Below are 18,657 nucleotides of genomic sequence, written 5' to 3'. Positions count from 1 at the left end.
GGCGCGTCCCGGCCGGCCGGCCCGCCCGTGTCGGCCACGCACGACGGCTGACCCCGGTTTGCCCGCCGATCAGGCGGCCACGTACCCTGTATGTCGGCCCGCCTTTCGGTGGGCCGACTCGTGCGCGGCGCCGACCGCATGCGCAGCCCTCAGTTTCGAGAACCGAGTAGCAGGAGAGTTCCGTCCCGATGTACGCGATCGTCAAGACCGGCGGCAAGCAGTACAAGGTCGCCGTCGGCGACATCGTCGAGGTCGAGAAGCTCGACGGTGAGCCGGGAGCCGAGCTCTCGTTTCCCGCGCTGCTCGTCGTCGACGGCGACGACGTCACCACCGACGCGGCCAAGCTGGCCAAGGTGTCGGTGCTGGGCAAGGTCGTCGAACAGACCAAGGGTCCGAAGATCCGCATCCACAAGTTCAAGAACAAGACCGGCTACCACAAGCGGCAGGGTCACCGGCAGAAGCTGACCCGCGTCGAGGTAACCGACATCAAGACCAAGTAGGAGCTGACAAAACCATGGCACACAAGAAGGGTGCGTCCAGCTCCCGCAACGGGCGCGACTCCAACGCCCAGCGCCTCGGCGTGAAGCGGTACGGCGGCCAGCTGGTGAACGCGGGCGAGATCCTGATTCGCCAGCGCGGCACCAAGTTCCACCCCGGCGTCAACGTCGGTCGTGGTAGCGACGACACGCTGTTCGCCCTGGCCGCGGGTGCGGTCCAGTTCGGCGAGAAGCGCGGTCGCAAGACCGTGAACATCGTCCCGGTCGAGGGCTGACGCCCGGCGATCAGGAGCGAGACCCCGTGAGGGGCGGGCCGGCGGTACCGCGGCCCGCCCCTCATTGTCATCTCTGGAAGGTTCCCAGTGTCCCGATTCGTCGACCGCGTGGTGATCCACGTGTCCGCGGGCAACGGCGGCAACGGTTGCGCCTCGGTGCACCGCGAGAAGTTCAAGCCGCTCGGCGGCCCGGACGGGGGCAACGGCGGCAACGGCGGTGACGTCGTGCTCGTCGTCGACTCCGGCGTGCACACCCTGCTCGACTTCCACTTCCGGCCGCACGCGCGAGCCGTCGGCGGCAAGCAGGGCCAGGGCAGCAACCGCGACGGCGCCGCGGGCGAGGTGCTGGAGCTGCGGGTGCCCGACGGCACGGTCGTGCTCACCGACGACGGCGAGGTGCTCGCCGACCTGACCGGCAGCGGCACCCGGTTCACGGCGGCCCGGGGCGGTCGCGGCGGGCTGGGCAATGCGGCGCTGGCCTCGAAGGCCCGCAGGGCGCCGGGGTTCGCGCTGCTCGGCGAGCCGGGCGAGGAGCGCGACCTGGTGCTCGAGCTGCGTTCGGTGGCCGACGTCGGGCTGGTCGGCTTTCCGTCGGCGGGCAAGTCGTCCCTGATCTCGGTGCTGTCCTCGGCCCGGCCCAAGATCGCCGAGTACCCGTTCACGACGCTGGTGCCGAACCTCGGCGTGGTCACCGCGGGCGAGTCGACGTTCACGATGGCCGACGTGCCGGGGCTGATCCCGGGAGCGTCCCAGGGCAAGGGGCTCGGCCTGGACTTCCTGCGCCACATCGAGCGCTGCTCCGTGCTGGTGCACGTGGTCGACTGCGCCACCTACGAGCCCGGCCGCGATCCGGTGTCCGACGTGGACGCGTTGGAGGAGGAGCTCGCCCGCTACACGCCGGCGCTCGGCGGCAGCCTGGCGTCGCGGCCGCGGGTGGTCGTGCTGAACAAGGTGGACGTGCCGGACGCGCGGGAGCTCGCCGACCTGGTGGAGGCGGACCTGACCGAGCGTGGCCTGCCGGTGTTCAAGGTGTCGACGGCGAGCCGGGAGGGCCTGCGGGAGCTGTCGTTCGCGCTGGCCAGGACCGTCGAGGAGGACCGCGCGAGCCGGCCGCCGCTGGAGGCGTCGCGGATCGTGCTCCGCCCGCCGGCGGTGGACGAGGCGGGCTTCACGGTGGTCGAGGATCCGGCGGAGGCGGGCGCGTTCATCGTGCGCGGCGAGCGGCCGGAGCGCTGGGTGCGCCAGACCGCGTTCGACAACAACGAGGCCGTGGGCTACCTGGCCGACCGCCTGGCCCGACTGGGGGTGGAGCAGGCGTTGGCCCAGGCGGGCGCGAAGCCGGGCTGCCCGGTGACGATCGGCCGCGTGACGTTCGACTGGGAGCCCTCCACGCCGGCCGGCGTGGCCGTGCTGCTCCAGGAGCGAGGGGACGACCCGCGGTTGGACCGCAACACCCGGGTGGGTGCGACGGAGCGCAAGGCGGCCAGACAGGCGCGGCGCGCGCCGAGCCTCGACCCACCCGCCGGTGACGAGTCGTGAGTGAGCGGGCGGCCGTGCTGTCCGACACGCGGGCGCGGATCGCCGCGGCCGGGCGGGTGGTCGTCAAGGTCGGCTCGTCCTCGCTGACCACCGCGGCGGGCGGCCTCGACCCGGCCCGCCTCGACGCGCTGGTCGACGCCCTCGCCGCGCGGCGCACCGCCGGCAGCCAGGTGGTGCTGGTGTCCTCCGGCGCGATCGCGTCGGGCCTGGCGCCGCTGGGTCTCAGTCGACGGCCGCGCGACCTCGCGACCCAGCAGGCGTCCGCGAGCGTCGGCCAGCTGGCGCTGGGGCACGCCTACGTGTCGTCGTTCGGTCGGTTCGGCCTCAACGTGGGTCAGGTCCTGCTCACCTCCGACGACGTCGTGCGCCGCGCGCACTACCGCAACGCGCAGCGGACCCTGTCCCGGCTGCTGGCCCTGGGCGTGGTCCCGGTGGTGAACGAGAACGACACGGTCGCCACCGAAGAGATCCGCTTCGGCGACAATGATCGTCTGGCGGCGCTGGTGGCGTACCTGGTAGGTGCCGAGGCCCTCGTCCTCTTGTCCGATGTGGACGGTCTCTACGACGGTGACCCGCGACGGGGCGACGCCACCCACATCGCGGAGGTGACCCACGAGTCCGATGTGGACCACGTCCGCGCCGACGAGGCGCCGTCGGACATCGGCACCGGCGGCATGGTCTCCAAGCTGGCGTCGGCCCGCCTGGCCTCGACGGCCGGCGTCCCGGTCCTGATCGCGGCCGCCACGGATGCCGCTCGCGCCCTTGGCCCGGCCGACGTGGGGACCGCCTTCGCCGCGAGCTCCCGCCGCCTGACGCCGAGGCGCTTCTGGCTGGCCTACGCCGCCGACCCCAAGGGCCGCCTACATCTCGACGACGGCGCGGTGGCGGCAGTGGTGGGTCGCCGTAGGTCCCTGCTGGCGGCCGGCATCACAGAGGTGACGGGTGACTTCGAAGCGGGCGACGTGGTCGAGTTGGCGGATGCCGCCGGCCGCACGGTGGCAAGGGGAGTGGTCGCCTTCGACGCGACGGAGCTGCCGGTCCTGATCGGCCGCAAGACCCACGACCTGCCCCCGGAACAAAGAAGAGAGGTCGTCCACGCCGACGACCTGGTCCCACTGCGCCACTGACCCCACGGAGTCGGCACCCCCGCCGCTAGGCATCTTGCGCCGGTATGCCGGCCAGCACCCGCACTGTGTTCACCAGGGCTTTTACCGGCATAGCCGGGTCGATGGAGCGAAACAAGCCGAGACCGACCCCGAGGCAGAGCAGGGCCGTCGCCGCCTCGTTGGTGCGCATCGGCGGTGTGGCCCGGCCGTCCGCCACGTTCGCCACCGCCGACTCCACCACCTCGCCCACCGCGGTCAGCCGGTTCGCCAGCTCCTCCCGCAGCGCCGGGTCCCGACGAGCCTGCACCGCGAACTCGAACTCGAGCGCCGTCCACTGAGGATCGCCGATCACGCGCTCCGCCCACTCCTCGAACCGGCGTAACCGCTCCTCGGTGTCGGGCGCCGCGAGCAGGCCGGCGATCTCCGCGGCCCGCTCTGCCCGGATCTCGTCCAGCACCGCCAGGCACAGCTCGTCCTTGCGGCGGAAGTTCGAGTACACCGCGCCCTTCGAGAAGCCCGCCTCCTCGGCGACCTTGTCGAGCGAGGTCACCAGGTAGCCGTCGCGCAGGAACAGCTCTCGGGCCGTCCGGAGCAGCTGCGTGCGGGTCCGGGCCTGGCTCTCCGCGCGGGTCAGTCGGGTCACGACCGCCAGCCTAGCCGCTTGACATACCGAGCGTATTCGAATACCAAGGGTATCTCGAATGGGAGGGGTGACCGTGACACCCGACTACGACGCGATCATCGTGGGCGCCGGCTTCGGAGGCATGGGCGCCGCGATTCAGCTCAACCGGCTCGGCATCACCAACCTCGTGATCCTCGAACGCGAGGACGACCTCGGCGGCACCTGGCACGTCAACCGCTACCCGGGTCTCGCCGTCGACATCGCGTCGGTCACCTACTCCTACTCGTTCGAGCCGAACCCGTACTGGTCGCGGCTGTTCGCCCCGGGCGCGGAGCTGAAGCGCTACGCCGAGCACGTCGCGGACAAGTACCGCCTGCGCCGCCACATGCGCTTCGGCACGGTGGTCGACGGCGCGACCTGGGACGACCGCGCCCAGGCGTGGACGGTCCGAGTCCGCGGTGGCGAGCGGCTCACCGCCCGGTACCTGGTGACCGCCACCGGCTTCCTCTCCCAGCCCCGGATGCCGGACATCGCGGGCATCGACACCTTCACGGGCAAGGTCATCCACTCCACGGCGTGGGACGACGGCTATGACCTGACCGGCCGCCGCGCCGCGGTCATCGGCACCGGGGCGACGGCCGTGCAGCTCGTGCCGGAGGTCGCGAGCCAGGTCGCCGAGCTGACCGTGTACCAGCGCACGCCGATCTGGGTGACACCGAAGCTCGACGGCCCGATCCCGCGCCCGCTCCAGCGGCTCTTCGCCCGCGTACCGCTCGCGCAGCGGATCGCGCGGTTGCTCAACACGGCCGCTTTGGAGGCGATCATGGTCACCGGCGTGCTGCACTACCGGCACGCCCAGCTGATGAACCGCGGCGCTGAGCGGCTCGCGCGAGCTCACTTGCGCCGTCAGATCAGGGATCCCGAGCTACGCCGCAAGCTCACGCCGGACTACTCGTTCGGCTGCAAGCGGCCGACGTTCTCCAACGACTACTTCCCGACGTTCAACAAGCCGAACGTCCACCTCGAGACGACGCCGATCGACCACGTCGAGCCGACCGCCATCGTCACCACCGACGGCCGCCGGACCGAGATCGACACACTGCTGCTCGCCACCGGGTTCAACCTGTGGGACGTCAACTTCCCCGCGATCGAGATCACCGGCCGAGAGTCCCGTGACCTCGGCTCGTGGTGGCGCGCCAACCGCTTCCAGGCGTACGAGGGCGTGACGATTCCGTACTTCCCGAACCTGATCAGTCTCAACAGTCCGTACTCCTACAGCGGCTTGTCGTACTTCACCACGATCGAGGCGCAGATGCGCCACATGGCAAGGCTCTTCGGCGAGCTGCGCCGGCGGGACGTGACCACCTTCGAGGTGAAGCAGGCCGCCAACGACGACTTCCTCGCGAAGATGCGAGCCCGCCTCGGCGACTCGGTGTTCGAGCTGGGCAGCTGCTCGACCGCGCGCAGCTACTACTTCAACCAGCACGGCGAGCCGGCCCTCCTGCGCCCGACGTCCACCCTCAACGCCCGACGAGCCGCCGCCACCTTCCCGGTGACCGACTACGCCTACGCCTGACGCACGTCAACGCCTGACCAGCTCGACTACGTCGGGCCGCTCGGCCCCGGCAGCTCACTACGGCTGGTCGCTTGCTGGCGGCCGGCTGTTGCCGAGGTGGCGGATGAGTCGCGCGAGCTGGTCGGAGTAGTGGCGGGTGAACTCGTCGGAGTCGGCGTCCTCACCGCAGATCGCCTTGACGATCCGCGGCAGCGTGACCGTCGCACTCGCCGCGGCGAACAAGGCCAGCAGCACGCACGCCGGATCCAGGTCGGCGGGTAGTTCGCCCGCTCCCTGACGGCGTCGGATGTCCGCGACCTGATCCCGGAGGAACTCGTCGTCCTGACCGGTGTCCGGCGACGCGCCGCCGGTGTCCAGGTTCGCCCAGACCATCATGCGCGCCCAGTCCCGGTAGTGGACCGTGCTCATCGTGAAGCCGGCGATCATCGCGTCGAGCGGCTGGTCCGGGTTCGCGAGCGTCGCGCTGGCCTGCCGCCACTGCGCGGACAGCTCCGCGAAGAGGCCCTCCTTCCCGCCGAAGTAGTACGAGATCAGCTGCTTGTTGACGCCCGCTCGGTCGGCGATGTCGCTGACCCGCGCCCCAGCGAAGCCCTTGGCTCCGAACTCGACCTTGGCCGCGTCGAGGATGCGCGCTCGCGTCCGCTCCGGGTCGCGCTGCCGCTCACCGGGAGTCGGCGTGCGTCGCGGATTTCGGCCGGTCGTCATGGGTCAACAGTAGACGATCAACGCCACGGGTGACAGTCTCAGATGTATGGTTGACTTAATCATACAGATGGATGATTATGACTCCTGTCAGGTTCCGATGAAGGAGGTAGCGATGTCCAAGCGTCTCCGAGTAGCGGTCGTCGGCGGCGGTACGGGCGGGTTGGCCCTTGCGCAGGCTCTGCACCAGGCCGGCGTCCACGTGTCGGTGTACGAACGCAGCAGGCTGCGGACCGAACGCCTGCAGGGGTACCGGGTCCATATCAACCCGCACGGTTCACGAGCGCTCCACGAATGCCTGCCGCCCGACCTGTGGCGGGCGTTCGTCGCCACCTGCGGCTCGCCGGGCAGCTCGTTCAGCTTCGTGACCGAGCAGCTCGCGGAGCTGCTGCGCGTCGAGGAGGAGCTCACCTCGGGCCCAGCACGCGACCCGGTCACCGCGCACCACTCGGTCAGCCGCATCACGCTCCACCAGGTGCTGTCCGCCGGATTGGACGGCGTGCTGCACCACGGCAAGGAGTTCGAGCGCTACACCCGTGCCGACGACGGCACCGTCACCCTGCACTTCGCGGACGGCACGACCGCCACCGCCAACGTGCTGGTCGCCGCCGACGGCGCCGCCTCGCGGGTACGTGGCCAGTACCTGCCGCACGCCGAGCGGGTCGACACCGGCGTCCGCACGATCGCGGGCAAGCTCCCACTCACCGAGGAGACCAAGCGGTGGCTGCCGACCCAGCTCCACACCGGACCGAACAACGTCATCCCGCCGGCCGGCTGCGGCATGTTCGTCGCCCCGCACGAGCTCGACGCCGAAGCGCCGGTCGTGAACGGCATCGGTGGCAACGACGGGACGTTCGCCGAGGACACCGTATTGTTCGACAACACCGGCAGCTACGTCATGTGGGCCTACGCCGCCGACCACACCCGGCTCGGGCCGGACGCCGAACTGTCCGCAATGGATGGTGCCGCGCTGCGGGACCTCGTCGGCCGGCTGACCGAGGGCTGGCACCCGTCACTGCGTCGGCTCGTCGCCGACTCACCTGAGCAGAGCGTGTCCCTGCTGCCGATCCGCACGTCTGTGCGGATCCCACGCTGGGAGACGACCAACATCACCCTCCTCGGCGACGCGATCCACAGCATGACGCCGTTCCGCGGCATCGGCGCCAACACCGCGCTTCGCGACGCGCAGCTGCTCGCGCGCAACCTGATCGCCGCCGCCAGAGGCGAGACCGACCTCCTCTCCGCGATCCACGACTACGAGACTCACATGATCGACTACGGCTTCGCGGCGGTACGGATGTCGCGCCGCACCGCGGCACAGACGGTCTCGACGAACCGCATCAGCCGCTCGATGTTCAAGGCGTCGCTACGAATGTTCTCGGCGATTCCCCCTCTCAAGCGAAAGGTGTTCAGTGACCTGGGCAGCAAGTGACCGTTCGGGCCGGGAGCGCCTCGCCAGGGCCGCTCCCGGTCGATGGTCGAGGTGCGTCAGGCCGTTGTGGCCAGTGCGAAGGGCAGTACCGCCGGGGCGCCTGCGTCTCGGAGGAGCTTGGTCGCCACGGTCATCGTCCAGCCGGTGTCCAGTCGGTCGTCCACCAGCAGCACCGGACCATCCACAGTGGCCAGTCGCTCCGTCAGTGCCGGACCGACCTCCAGCGCACGCCAGATTTGCGCCAGCCGGCGGGCGCTGTTCGCCTGGCGCTCGCCCGACTCGTGCACGTCGAGCTCACCCAGCAGCGGGAGGCGGCCGATCGTCGAGATGCGCTCGGCGAGGCTCGACACCAGCTTCGGACGGTGGACCGAGCCCAGTGCGACCACGCCGACCGGACGCTCCTGCCAGCCCCACGACGCGAGCACCGCGACACAACCGTCGACCACGTCATCCGGCACCGGTCCGTCGGCCGGGGCACCCGGTGCGAACAGCTCACGTAACCGGTTGCCCCACCCGACGTCGGTGAGCCGGCCGAGTGCCCGTCCCGTTTCGGCGAGCTCACCGGCGGCGAGCTTGCCGGACACCGGAACGTCGAGCGCGGCCATCCCGCTTGGCCACATGCGACGCGGCTCGACGTCGACCCCGGGCCTGCGTAAACGCTCCCGCGCCTGCGCGACCGCTTCCCCCGAGACCTCCGCCGTCCACCGAGCTCCGGCACAGTTGTCGCACCGGCCACACGGCGCGGCGTGCGGATCGTCGAGCTGGTGGAGCAGGTACTCCATCCGGCACTTCTCGGTCCGCTGGTACTCCAGCATCGCCTGCTGCTCGGATCGCCGAGCACCCGCGATGCCGACGTACCGATCCTCGTCGTACTCCCAACCCCTACCGGTCGCGATCCAGCCGCCCTTCACCCGGTGCACGGCGCCGTCCACGTCCAGCACCTTCAACACCATGTCCAGCCGGCTGCGGGACAGATCGCATCGCGGCTCGATCGCCACTGTGGACAGTGGACGGTCGGCTTCGGCCAGCACGTCGAGGACCTGGCGCACCACGCGCTCCGGCGGGAAGGCCAGCGACGCGAAGTAGGCCCAGATGTCCTGGTCCTCCGTGCCGGGCAGGAGTAGCACGTCGGCCCGCTCGACACCGCGGCCCGCGCGCCCGATCTGCTGGTAGTAGGCGATCGGCGAGGGCGGCGCGCCGAGGTGGATCACGAAGCCCAGGTCTGGTTTGTCGAACCCCATGCCCAGCGCGGACGTCGCGGCCACCGCCTTGATCCGGTTGGCCAGCAGATCCTGCTCGATGCGCTCGCGGGTGGCCGGGTCGGTCTTGCCGGAGTACGCGCTCACGGAGAACCCCTGCGCGGTCAGGAACGCCGCGACGTCGTTCGCGGCGGCGACCGTGAGCGTGTAGATGATCCCGGACCCGGTCAGCTTCTCCAGGTTCTCCGCGAGCCAGGCGAACCTGGCCTGCGCGGTCGGCAGCCGCAGCACCCCGAGGTGCAGGCTCTCCCGGTCGAGCTGGCCACGCAGGACCAGAGTGTCCCGCGCGCCGAGGTCGAGCTGGTCGGCCACGTCCCGCACCACCCGGTCATTGGCCGTGGCCGTGGTTGCCAGCACCGGCACGCCGGCCGGCAACTCGCCGAGCAGGGTGCGCAGTCGCCGGTAGTCGGGCCGGAAGTCGTGGCCCCAGTCGGAGATGCAGTGCGCCTCGTCGACCACGAGCATGCCGGCCGACGCGGTGAGCTCGGGCAGCACCGTGTCGCGGAACTCCGGGTTGTTGAGCCGTTCCGGGCTGACCAGCAGCACGTCGGTCCGTCCGGCGAGGACGTCTTCCTGCGCCTGGTGCCACTGGTCGATGTTGGCAGAGTTGATCGTGGCCGCGTGCACGCCCGCACGGCCCGCCGCCGCGATCTGGTTGCGCATCAACGCGAGCAGCGGAGAGACGATCACCGTCGGGCCCTGGCCGAGCTCCCTCAACAACGCCGTGGCGATGAAGTAGACGGCTGACTTCCCCCACCCCGTGCGCTGCACGACGAGCGCCCGCCTGCGGTCGACGACCAGGGCCTTGATGGCGGTCCACTGGTCCTCGCGCAGTGCGGCGCCGTCGCCGGCGAGTGCGCGGAGGTGTTGTTCGGCTGAGTTACGGAGCGGTTGCTGGTCCACGCCTCCACCATGACGCATGGGACCGACAGCGGCCAGGAGGAACCCGTGCGAGTGGTCCCTTTCGCACGGGTTGATACCGAGGAGGCAGGATGACCGACAGGTACAACCCGGTGGGCATGTGGCGGCCGAACGGGCGTGCGTTCTCCCAGGGAGTCGTGCAGGGCGAGGGTGTGGTCGTCCACGTCACGGGCCAGGTGGCGTGGGACGAACTCGACAACGTCGTCGGTGTCGGGGATGTCGAGGCGCAGATGGAGAAGGCCGTCGACAACGTCAGGACGGTTCTCGCCGAGGTGGGCGGCACGCTCGGCGACATCGTCTCCATGACGATCTACTTCCTCGACCGCGCCGACCTGCCGGTGATCCAGCGTGTCCGAGCTCGTCATTTCGACGCCGCGACCGCGCCGGCGAGCGTTCTGATCCAGGTGCCCGGGCTGGTCCTGCCGGAGTTCCTCGTCGAGCTCGTCCCGATCGCCGTGGTGCCACCGGGTCGGTTCGTCCGCCCGCGCTGAACTCTTCTGGCCGACTGGCCGATCGACGGTCACGTACGCTGACCAGCTATGTCAGGGCGGAAGATCGGGATCATGGGTGGCACGTTCGATCCCGTGCACAACGGACACCTCGTGGCGGCGAGCGAGGTCCAGGCCAGGTTCGACCTCGACGAGGTGATCTTCGTGCCGACCGGGCAGCCGTGGCAGAAGAGCCATCGCCAGGTGAGTGCCGCCGAGGACCGGTACCTGATGACGGTGATCGCGACCGCCTCGAACCCGCGGTTCTCCGTGAGTCGGGCGGACATCGACCGTGGCGGCACCACCTACACGATCGACACGCTGCGCGATCTCCACGCGGCGCACCGGGACGCGGAGCTGTTCTTCATCACCGGCGCGGACGCGCTGGAGCAGATCCTGTCGTGGCGCCAGGCCGAGGAGCTGTTCGCGCTGGCCCACTTCGTGGGTGTGACCAGGCCGGGCTACTCGCTCGGCGACGAGCACCTGCCCAGCGGCTCGGTGAGCCTGGTCGACGTCCCGGCGATGGCCATCTCGTCGACCGCCTGCCGGGCACGCGTCGCGGCCGGTCAGCCTGTCTGGTACCTGGTTCCGGACGGCGTCGTGCAGTACATCTCCAAGCGCGATCTGTACGGCGCCCAATGATCGGGTCGGCACGGGTACTCTCGTAGGGCTTGAAGGCCTGGACCAAGTAGTTCGACGATCGAGGAGTGACGTGGTCGCAACGCACGACGCACGCGAGTTGGCACTTGTTGCGGCCAACGCCGCGGCCGACAAGAAGGCCAGCGACGTGATCGTGCTCGATGTCTCCGAGCAACTGGTGATCACCGACTGTTTCGTCATAGCGTCTGCGCCAAACGAGCGGCAGGTGGGTGCGATCGTCGACAACGTCGAGAAGAAGATGCGCGACGCCGGCAACAAGGCGGTGCGCCGCGAGGGCGCCCGCGAGGGTCGGTGGGTGCTGCTCGACTTCGTCGACGTCGTCGTACACGTGCAGCACGCCGAGGAGCGGGCGTTCTACGGCCTCGAGCGGCTATGGAAGGACTGCCCTCGGATCGAGTTCGACCCGACCCCGGCCGTCGCCGAGTCGGGTGGCGTAGACGGCAGGCCGACGTGACCCTGAGCCGGCTCGTGATGTGGCGGCATGGCGAGACCGACTACAACGCGACCGGCCGGATGCAGGGGCACCTGGACTCGGTCCTCACCGACGTGGGCCGCAACCAGGCGCGCTTCGCGGTGCCCGCGCTCGCCCGGTTCTCCCCGGACATCGTCGTCACGTCCGACCTGCGCCGGGCCATGGACACGGCCACCACGTTCACCGAGGTCACGGGCGTGCCGCTGCGAGTGGACAAGCGGCTGCGGGAGACCAACCTCGGGCTCTGGCAGGGGATGACCAGCGCGGAGGTCGACGAGCAGTGGCCGGGTTCGCGCCAGCTCTGGCAGACCGATCCGACCTGGACGCCGCCGGGCGGTGAGTCGCGGCTGGAGGTCGCCGCGCGAGCCGCCGAGGTGGTCGGCGACCTCGACGAGTCGACCGAGGACACGGCCGTGCTGTGCGCACACGGCGGCCTGATCACCGCGCTGACCGGGCATCTGCTGGAGCTGCCGATCACCGCCTGGGCGAAGTTGGGCGGCATCGGGAACTGTCACTGGACGGTGCTGACCAGGCGTGGGTCGAGCGGACTGGCCTGGCGGCTGCGGGTGTACAACGCAGGGATCACCGGCTGAGCCGATGCGCGCGCCGACCCTGTTGATGTTCGGGGACTCACTGAGCTTTCACGGCCCGGACGGGCCCTGTCCGGCCGACGACGTGCGGCTGTGGCCCAACCTCGCGGCGGCCTCGCTCGGCGGGCGGACCGAGCTGTTCGCGAGCGCCGGCTGGACCGCGCGGGACGCGTTCTGGGCGCTCGCCGGCGACCCCAGGGTGTGGTCGGCGCTGCCCAAGGCGGACGTGCTCGTCCTGGGTGTCGGCAGCATGGACACGCTGCCCTCACCGCTGCCCACCTTTCTGCGTGAAGGGCTGCGCTACCTGCGACCCGACGGGCTGCGCAGGCTCGTCCGGGCCCGCTACCAGGCCGCCCAGCCGTGGCTGGCCAGGGCGACCCGGGGACGACCGGTCGCGCTGCCGCCCGCGCTTACCGTGCGCTACCTGGACAAGACGCTCGGGTCGATCCGGGCACTGCGGCCGGACCTGCCCGCGGTGGGCGTGCTGCCGCCGGTGCACCGGGCGGCGTCGTACGGGCTCGTGCACACCGGCCGGCGCGAGGCCGCAGGGGCGATCCGGGGGTGGGGTGACCGGGCGGGCGTTCCGCTGCTCGACCTGGCCGAACTGGTCGGCGAGCACGTGCTGGCCGGGCGCGGGAACCCGGATGGGATCCACTGGGGATGGGAAGGCCACGAGCGGGTCGGCAAGGCGCTCGCAGAGCTTGTCGGACCGTTGCTCTAAGCGGGCACCCCGTAGGCTGACCGACCGTGCCGGTCGCCGTGGTCACCGATTCCAGCGCGTACCTGCCGGACGGATTCGCCGCCCGGCACGCGGTACACGTGGTGCCGTTGCACGTGTTGATCGACGACGAGTCCGGGCTGGACGGGGTGGACATCGGCCCGGCCGAGGTGGCGGCGGCGCTCGGGAGCAAGCGGACGGTTACCACCTCTCGGCCGAACCCGGACGAGTTCGTCGCCGTCTACCGACGGCTGTTGGACGAGGGCGCGGACGGCATCGTGTCCGTGCACCTGTCGCGTGAGCTGTCCGGGACGTGGGAGTCGGCCCGGCTGGCGGCACAGGAGGTCGGCGGCGACCGGGTGCGGGTGGTGGACTCGCGGACCGCGGTGATGGGGCTGGGTTTCGCGGTGTTGCGGGCGGCCTCGGCGGCGATCGGCGGCGGGTCGGGCGAGGCAGTGGAGGACGCGGCGGTCGACGCGGCGGCGCGAACGACGGCCTTCTTCGTGGTGGACACCCTCGAGTACCTGCGGCGGGGCGGGCGGATCGGGTCGGCGGCGGCCTTCCTTGGCACCGCGCTCGCGGTGAAGCCGGTACTGCACGTCGAGGACGGGCGGATCGTGCCGCTGGAGAAGGTGCGGACGACCAACCGGGCCGTGCTGCGGCTGGTGGACCTCGCCGAGCAGGCCGCGGCGGCGACCAACGCCACGGCCGTCGAGCTCGCCGTGCATCACCTCGGCTCGTACGAACGTGCCGCGGAGCTCGCCACGCGGCTCGACGAGCGGATCTCGTCCGCGTCGGGTTGTGTGGTGTCCGAGCTCGGTGCGGCCATCGGCGCGCACACCGGTCCCGGGATGCTCGGCGTGGTGGTGTGTCCGGCCGATCGGTGAATCGGCCAGCGTCGCACACCCCGCCGACAATTCCGCGCCACCGAAGGGAATCTCGCGCCGGTTGTCCACAACCGACTCGTTTGTCCACAGCAGAGGGCCGACCGGCCCGACGCGAGCGCCGCCGGGCATAACGTCGATTGCGTGATCGACACGACCTCCCGACGCGACCGTCGCAGTGCCCGTGCCCGCCGCCGGCTCGCCCGTCTGATCAGCCAGGCCGGCGCCGACCGCCCGGCGGCGGACACCTCGGTGCTGCCGGCGGACCAGCGCTGGCTCGACGTCTCACCCGACGCGCGCCAGCCGCGCGCGGCGGATCCCGAGTGGTGGCCGGATGTCGCGCCACCCGACGTCCGCGCCGGGTCGCCCGACCCTTCTGCGCCGCGCGAACCGGAGCGCGTGCTGCTCGGTTCGCCTCGGCCGGTCGCCGAGCTGTGGTGGCGCCGAAGGCTGGACCGGCTGTTGGAACGCTGGCTGCCGGCCACGGTCGAGGAGCGACCACGGTGGCGGCTGGCCGCCGCCGCGGCGGCCGGGGCCGTGTTGCTCGGTGTCGCCGTGGCGGTCGGGCTCGTGATGTCCGGTTCGAGCAAGGAACCAGAGGTGCCGCCGGCGTTGCCGGCCGCGTCGGTCCGAACGCCGGGTGCGTCGGCTCCGCCGTCCGGTGGCGGCTCGATCGTGGTCAGCGTGGTCGGCCGGGTCGCGCGGCCAGGGCTGATCACGTTGCGGGACGGCGCACGGGTCGCGGACGCACTCGAGGCGGCCGGCGGGCCGGCCCGCGGCGTGAACCTCGGCGGTCTCAACCTCGCTCGCCGGCTCGGCGACGGCGAGCAGATCTACGTCGGCGTCCCGACCCCGGCGGGCGCGGAGCCGCCCGCCGGGGCGTCCGGTGCCGGCGAGCCGGGCGAGGGGTCCGTCGACCTCAACTCGGCGACGCTCACCTCGCTGGACACGCTGCCCGGGGTCGGACCGGTGACCGCGCAGCGGATCCTCGACTGGCGCACCCAGCACGGCCGGTTCGCCTCCGTCGACCAACTTCGCGAGGTCGACGGGATCGGGCCGACTCGGTTCGCCAGGCTCAAGGACCTGGTGGTGGCCAGGTGAGCATGCGCGACCTCGACCTCGCCTCGGCGCCGGACTGGCGGCTGGTGCCGGCGGCGCTGGTCGTCTGGCTCACGACGATGCTCGGCCTGCTCGTCGGCTGGTCGTGGGTCGCCATCGGGAGCGGCGCCACGGTCGCCGCCGGGGTGCTCGTGCTGCTGGCGGCGCGGCGCCGGCCCGAGCCGGCGCGGTGGTGGCGTCTCGGCGTGGGTTGGTCGCTGCTGATCTGCGCGTTGCTGGTCGGCGTGTTCACGACGGGGCGGTTGCGCGAGGCGGCGGGTGACCCGCTGCGGGAACACGCGAACGCCGGCGCCGGAGGCACGTTCCGGGTGACGGTCACCGAACGCCCGCGACCGCTGTTCTCGACGGGGTTCGGCGGTCAGCAGGGCGGAGTGCGAGCGGTCGTGGTGCCGGCACGGGTGCGCGACGCGGTGGTCGCGGGCGCGGTGGTGCCTTCGCACGGGCGCGTCGTGGTGATCGCCCCGGTCGACCGGTGGTCGACGTTGCTGCCCGGACAGGACGTCAGCGCCACCGCGCAGTTGGCGACGACGCGGCCGGGTGAGCTGACCGTGGCTGTGCTGCGGGTGCGCGGACCGCCGGCCGACGTGACCGAGGCGGCCGTGTGGCAGCGGGTCGCGCAGTCGCTGCGGATGGGACTGCGGGACGCCGCCGGAGTGCTCGACCCGGAGTCGGCGGGACTTCTTCCGGGGCTCGTCGTGGGCGACACCGACGAGCTGTCGCGGCAGGTCCAGGAGGAGTTCCGGACGGCCGGCCTGGCGCATTTGTTGGCGGTTTCCGGCGCGAACCTCGCCATCGTGTGTGTCTCGGTGTTGTTGCTGCTGCGCGTGATGCGGGTCGGACCACGGGGTTCGGCCGCCGGGGCCATGCTCGCGCTGGTCGGGTTCGTGGTGCTGGCCGGGCCGGAGCCGAGCGTGCTGCGCGCTGGGGTGATGGGCGCGGTCGGACTGCTGGCCCTGGCGATCGGACGGGAACGGGCGGCCTTACCCGCGCTGGGGACCGCGGTCGTGCTGCTGGTGCTGTGGGACCCGGCGATGGCGGTCAGCTTCGGGTTCGCGCTGTCGGTACTGGCCACCGCCGGCCTGGTGCTGATCGCGCCGCGCTGGGCCGATCGGCTGGCCGCACGCGGCGTGCCGCGCGGGCTCGCCGAGGCGCTCGCCGTGCCCGCGGCGGCCCACCTGGTCACCGCTCCGGTGGTGGCCGGGATGGCCGGGCAGGTCAGCCTCGTCTCGGTGTTGGCGAACCTGCTGGCGGCGCCGGTAGTCGCGCCGGCCACGGTGCTGGGCGTGCTGGCGGCTCTCGTGGCGCCGGTGTGGCCGTGGCTCGCGGAGGTGCTGGTCCGGTTCGCGGGTCCGGAGGTCGACTGGTTGATCCTGGTCGCGCGGCAAGCCTCGCGTGTGCCGGGTGCGGCGATCGACTGGCCGGCCGGCTGGTGGGGCGGGCTCCTGCTGGCGGCGTGCGTCCTTCTGTTGGTGGCGGCACTGCGGCGCCGGCGCCTGCGGGTGCTCGTCGGTGCGGCTCTCGCCGGGCTGCTGGTCGTGGTCGTCCCGATCCGGGTGATCGCCCCCGGCTGGCCACCGGCGGACTGGGCGATGGTGGCCTGCGACGTGGGCCAGGGCGACGCGCTCGTGCTGGCCACGGCCGACGAGGGTCGGGCGGTGGTGGTCGACGCGGGGCCGGAGCCTGGTCCACTGGCCGCCTGCCTCGACCGGCTCGAGGTGTCGCGCGTGCCGCTCGTGGTGCTCAGTCACCTGCACGCCGACCACGTGGGCGGGCTCGACGCGGTGCTGGCGGACCGCGCGGTCGGTGCGGTGGGCGTGGGCCCGGCGAGAGAGCCGGGCTGGGCTTGGCAGGAGGTGCGGGCGAAAGCCGCGGCGGCCGGAGTGCCGGTCGTCCAGCTCGAGGCCGGGCGCCGGCTGGACTGGCCGGGACTGTCGATGGAGGTGTTGGCGCCCTCGGAAAGGGAGGTGATGCCAGCGGCGGAGGCCGACGGCACGGAGATCAACAACGCTTCGGTCGTGCTGCGTGCGACCACGGCCGCAGGCCGGATCCTGCTCAGCGGCGACGTGGAGCTCGCCGCGCAGGCGCAACTGCTGAACGCGCGCGTGGATCTGTCCGCGGACGTGATCAAGGTCCCGCACCACGGCAGCCGGTACACGACGCCGGACCTGTTCACGGCGATCCGTCCACGGATCGCGGTGGTGAGCGTCGGGGCGGACAACCGATACGGCCACCCGAACCCGAGCACGCTCCGGGCGCTGAACCGCGCCGGGATGCTGGTGCTGCGCACGGACACCGACGGCGACGCGGCGATCGTCCCCGGCGACGCGGGTCCGCGGGCAGTGACCCGCGGGACCGTCCCGAGGCCCGCCCGCCGCGGGCTCGGCCCGGCTGGCGGCACAGCAGGTCGGCGGCGCCGGGAGGCCCTCGTGACGCACGCCAGGCACCGCCGACACCTGTCGGTCGATTGCGTCGTGCTCGGTCGTACACGGCAGCCAGACTGTCCATATCGGACAGCAGCGGCGTGGTGTCGGCGGGTGGCTGGTCAGGACTCGAGGGCCCTGCGGACCGCTTCGCTCGATGGGGGCACCACGGCCTTGGGGCCGATCTTGTCCTGAACGGCGTCGAGGGTCTTGAGGCCGTCGCCGGTGATGAGGAGGACGGTCTCGGCGTCGGGATCCAGCTGGCCGGACTCGACGAGCTTCTTCGCCGTCGCCACGGTGACGCCACCGGCGGTCTCGGCGAAGATGCCCTCCGTCCGCGCGAGTAGGCGGATGCCCTCGACGACCTCGTCGTCGGAGACGTCTTCCACCGCGCCGTTGGTGCGGCGTACCGCGTCGAGCACGTACGGGCCGTCAGCCGGCGCACCGATCGCGAGCGAGCGCGCGATCGTGTCCGGCTTCACCGGCCGCACGACATCCTGGCCCGCCTTGAACGCGGCGGACACCGGCGAGCAGCCGGTCGCCTGCGCGCCGAACACTCGGTAGTCCTTGCCGTCGACCAGACCTAGCTCGGTCAGCTCGCGGAAACCCTTGTCCACCTTGGTGAGCTGCGCGCCGGAGGCTACCGGCACGACCACCTGGTCGGGCAGCCGCCAGCCGAGCTGCTCGGCGACCTCGTAGCCGAGCGTCTTCGAGCCCTCGGCGTAGTACGGGCGCACGTTGACGTTCACGAACGCCCAGTCCTCGTGCTCGGCGGCGAGCTCGGTGGCAAGGCGGTTGACGTCGTCGTAGTTGCCGTCGACCGCGATCAGTGCGCCGTCGTACACCGCGGTGGTGAGGACCTTGGCTCGCTCGAGCGAGGACGGGATCAGCACCACCGACCGCCAGCCGGCGCGTGCGGCCGCGGCGGCCACGGCGTTGGCCAGGTTGCCGGTCGACGGGCAGGCGAGCACGGTGAAGCCGAGCTGGCGCGCGGCGGCGAGCGCCACGGCGACGACGCGGTCCTTGAAGGAGTGAGTCGGGTTGCCGGTGTCGTCCTTGACCCACAACGACTTCACACCGAGCGCGGCCGCCAGCCGGTCGGCCTTCACCAGGCGGGTGAGGCCGGGGTCGGTGTTCGGGTGGGCGTCCACATCGGACGGCACGGGCAGGAGTCGCCGGTAGCGCCAGATCGACTTGGGACCGGCCTCGATCTCGGCGCGAGTCACGTCGCCGAACTCGTAGGCGACCTCGAGCGGGCCGAAGCACTCGGCGCACGCGAACTCGGCGGCGAGAGGTACCTGGTTGCCACACTCGCGGCACGTCAGGGCGCGCGCGGGCCCGAGGTCGAGCGTGGTGGTGGCGGCAGTGATCGTCATC

The 18,657-nt window shown here is 71.6% G+C and carries 18 protein-coding genes; 14 read left to right on the top strand and 4 right to left on the bottom strand.

The annotated features are described in order from the left end of the window. Positions 1-188 precede the first annotated feature (188 nt). From rplU to proB, 4 genes are all read left to right on the top strand, one after another. Positions 189-500, top strand: coding sequence for a 50S ribosomal protein L21 (rplU, locus tag ACRDSK_RS08570; protein ID WP_431439434.1), 312 nt, complete (start codon positions 189-191; stop codon positions 498-500). A 14-nt stretch (positions 501-514) separates the two neighbouring features. Continuing rightward, on the top strand, positions 515-772 hold the full coding sequence (gene rpmA / locus ACRDSK_RS08565) for a 50S ribosomal protein L27 (RefSeq protein ID WP_431439433.1): 258 nt from the start codon (positions 515-517) through the stop codon (positions 770-772). Positions 773-859: 87 nt separating this feature from the next. Further along, positions 860-2,311, top strand: a complete 1,452-nt coding sequence (gene obgE, locus ACRDSK_RS08560; RefSeq protein WP_431439431.1) for a GTPase ObgE — start codon at positions 860-862, stop codon at positions 2,309-2,311. A gap of 17 nt (positions 2,312-2,328) precedes the next feature. Next, a complete protein-coding gene (gene proB / locus ACRDSK_RS08555; RefSeq protein WP_431439436.1) occupies positions 2,329-3,438 on the top strand; it encodes a glutamate 5-kinase in 1,110 nt (369 codons plus the stop codon). A gap of 25 nt (positions 3,439-3,463) precedes the next feature. On the opposite strand, the gene ACRDSK_RS08550 is transcribed toward proB, so the two are convergent. Beyond that, positions 3,464-4,060 (bottom strand): TetR/AcrR family transcriptional regulator, encoded by a 597-nt coding sequence (locus ACRDSK_RS08550; protein ID WP_431439430.1) that lies wholly within the window; start codon positions 4,058-4,060, stop codon positions 3,464-3,466. A gap of 67 nt (positions 4,061-4,127) precedes the next feature. On the opposite strand from ACRDSK_RS08550, the gene ACRDSK_RS08545 reads away from it, so the two are divergent. Then, positions 4,128-5,615, top strand: a complete 1,488-nt coding sequence (locus tag ACRDSK_RS08545) for a flavin-containing monooxygenase (protein ID WP_431439428.1) — start codon at positions 4,128-4,130, stop codon at positions 5,613-5,615. 57 nt (positions 5,616-5,672) lie between these two features. On the opposite strand, the gene ACRDSK_RS08540 is transcribed toward ACRDSK_RS08545, so the two are convergent. Then, positions 5,673-6,320 (bottom strand): TetR/AcrR family transcriptional regulator, encoded by a 648-nt coding sequence (locus ACRDSK_RS08540; protein ID WP_431439427.1) that lies wholly within the window; start codon positions 6,318-6,320, stop codon positions 5,673-5,675. 112 nt (positions 6,321-6,432) lie between these two features. Between ACRDSK_RS08540 and ACRDSK_RS08535 the strand changes: the two genes are divergently transcribed. Then, the gene (locus tag ACRDSK_RS08535; protein WP_431439426.1) at positions 6,433-7,749 is read left to right on the top strand and encodes an FAD-dependent oxidoreductase; all 1,317 of its coding nucleotides are present in this window, start codon (positions 6,433-6,435) and stop codon (positions 7,747-7,749) included. A 56-nt stretch (positions 7,750-7,805) separates the two neighbouring features. Here the strand turns inward: ACRDSK_RS08535 and ACRDSK_RS08530 are convergent, their stop codons facing one another. Beyond that, a complete protein-coding gene (locus ACRDSK_RS08530) occupies positions 7,806-9,911 on the bottom strand; it encodes a RecQ family ATP-dependent DNA helicase (RefSeq protein WP_431439425.1) in 2,106 nt (701 codons plus the stop codon). Positions 9,912-10,000: 89 nt separating this feature from the next. On the opposite strand from ACRDSK_RS08530, the gene ACRDSK_RS08525 reads away from it, so the two are divergent. The 8 genes from ACRDSK_RS08525 (at position 10,001) to ACRDSK_RS08490 (ending at position 17,475) form a co-directional block, all read left to right on the top strand. After that, positions 10,001-10,420, top strand: a complete 420-nt coding sequence (locus ACRDSK_RS08525) for a RidA family protein (protein ID WP_431439424.1) — start codon at positions 10,001-10,003, stop codon at positions 10,418-10,420. A 48-nt stretch (positions 10,421-10,468) separates the two neighbouring features. After that, on the top strand, positions 10,469-11,059 hold the full coding sequence (nadD, locus tag ACRDSK_RS08520; RefSeq protein ID WP_431439423.1) for a nicotinate-nucleotide adenylyltransferase: 591 nt from the start codon (positions 10,469-10,471) through the stop codon (positions 11,057-11,059). Positions 11,060-11,129: 70 nt separating this feature from the next. Then, positions 11,130-11,531 carry a ribosome silencing factor gene (gene rsfS, locus ACRDSK_RS08515; RefSeq protein ID WP_431439422.1) on the top strand — a complete coding sequence of 134 codons (402 nt, stop codon included), beginning with the start codon at positions 11,130-11,132 and terminating at the stop codon, positions 11,529-11,531. Continuing rightward, the gene (locus tag ACRDSK_RS08510) at positions 11,528-12,142 is read left to right on the top strand and encodes a histidine phosphatase family protein (RefSeq protein ID WP_431439420.1); all 615 of its coding nucleotides are present in this window, start codon (positions 11,528-11,530) and stop codon (positions 12,140-12,142) included. Before rsfS ends, ACRDSK_RS08510 begins: the two co-directional genes overlap by 4 nt. Before the next feature lie 4 nt (positions 12,143-12,146). Continuing rightward, positions 12,147-12,860: a diglucosylglycerate octanoyltransferase gene (octT, locus tag ACRDSK_RS08505; protein ID WP_431439419.1), complete on the top strand. Its 714-nt coding sequence runs from the start codon at positions 12,147-12,149 to the stop codon at positions 12,858-12,860. Positions 12,861-12,886: 26 nt separating this feature from the next. Continuing rightward, positions 12,887-13,744 carry a DegV family protein gene (locus tag ACRDSK_RS08500; protein ID WP_431439418.1) on the top strand — a complete coding sequence of 286 codons (858 nt, stop codon included), beginning with the start codon at positions 12,887-12,889 and terminating at the stop codon, positions 13,742-13,744. Between the two features lie 141 nt (positions 13,745-13,885). After that, entirely contained in the window at positions 13,886-14,842 is a 957-nt protein-coding gene (locus ACRDSK_RS08495) for a helix-hairpin-helix domain-containing protein (protein WP_431439417.1), read from the top strand. A 2-nt stretch (positions 14,843-14,844) separates the two neighbouring features. Further along, complete coding sequence (locus ACRDSK_RS08490; RefSeq protein ID WP_431439435.1) at positions 14,845-17,475, top strand: DNA internalization-related competence protein ComEC/Rec2; 2,631 nt, start codon at positions 14,845-14,847, stop codon at positions 17,473-17,475. On the opposite strand, the gene thrC is transcribed toward ACRDSK_RS08490, so the two are convergent. Beyond that, positions 17,403-18,656 (bottom strand): threonine synthase, encoded by a 1,254-nt coding sequence (gene thrC / locus ACRDSK_RS08485; protein ID WP_431439416.1) that lies wholly within the window; start codon positions 18,654-18,656, stop codon positions 17,403-17,405. The genes ACRDSK_RS08490 and thrC overlap by 73 nt on opposite strands. Position 18,657: the final 1 nt, after the last annotated feature.

It is taken from the genome of Actinophytocola sp. (assembly GCF_050699915.1).
Taxonomy (GTDB): Bacteria; Actinomycetota; Actinomycetes; order Mycobacteriales; family Pseudonocardiaceae; genus Actinophytocola.
The sequence above is the reverse complement of the archived record's forward strand: the minus strand, read 5'-3'. Positions and strand labels throughout refer to the sequence as shown.

What these genes read in the sequence shown, in the direction of transcription:
- rplU (WP_431439434.1), top strand. Translation starts at nt 189, where the DNA reads ATGTACGCGATCGTCAAGACCGGCGGCAAGCAGTACAAGGTCGCCGTC.
- rpmA (WP_431439433.1), top strand. Translation starts at nt 515, where the DNA reads ATGGCACACAAGAAGGGTGCGTCCAGCTCCCGCAACGGGCGCGACTCC.
- ACRDSK_RS08540 (WP_431439427.1), bottom strand. Translation starts at nt 6,320, where the DNA reads ATGACGACCGGCCGAAATCCGCGACGCACGCCGACTCCCGGTGAGCGG.
- ACRDSK_RS08535 (WP_431439426.1), top strand. Translation starts at nt 6,433, where the DNA reads ATGTCCAAGCGTCTCCGAGTAGCGGTCGTCGGCGGCGGTACGGGCGGG.
- ACRDSK_RS08525 (WP_431439424.1), top strand. Translation starts at nt 10,001, where the DNA reads ATGACCGACAGGTACAACCCGGTGGGCATGTGGCGGCCGAACGGGCGT.
- nadD (WP_431439423.1), top strand. Translation starts at nt 10,469, where the DNA reads ATGTCAGGGCGGAAGATCGGGATCATGGGTGGCACGTTCGATCCCGTG.
- octT (WP_431439419.1), top strand. Translation starts at nt 12,147, where the DNA reads ATGCGCGCGCCGACCCTGTTGATGTTCGGGGACTCACTGAGCTTTCAC.
- ACRDSK_RS08490 (WP_431439435.1), top strand. Translation starts at nt 14,845, where the DNA reads ATGCGCGACCTCGACCTCGCCTCGGCGCCGGACTGGCGGCTGGTGCCG.
- thrC (WP_431439416.1), bottom strand. Translation starts at nt 18,656, where the DNA reads ATGACGATCACTGCCGCCACCACCACGCTCGACCTCGGGCCCGCGCGC.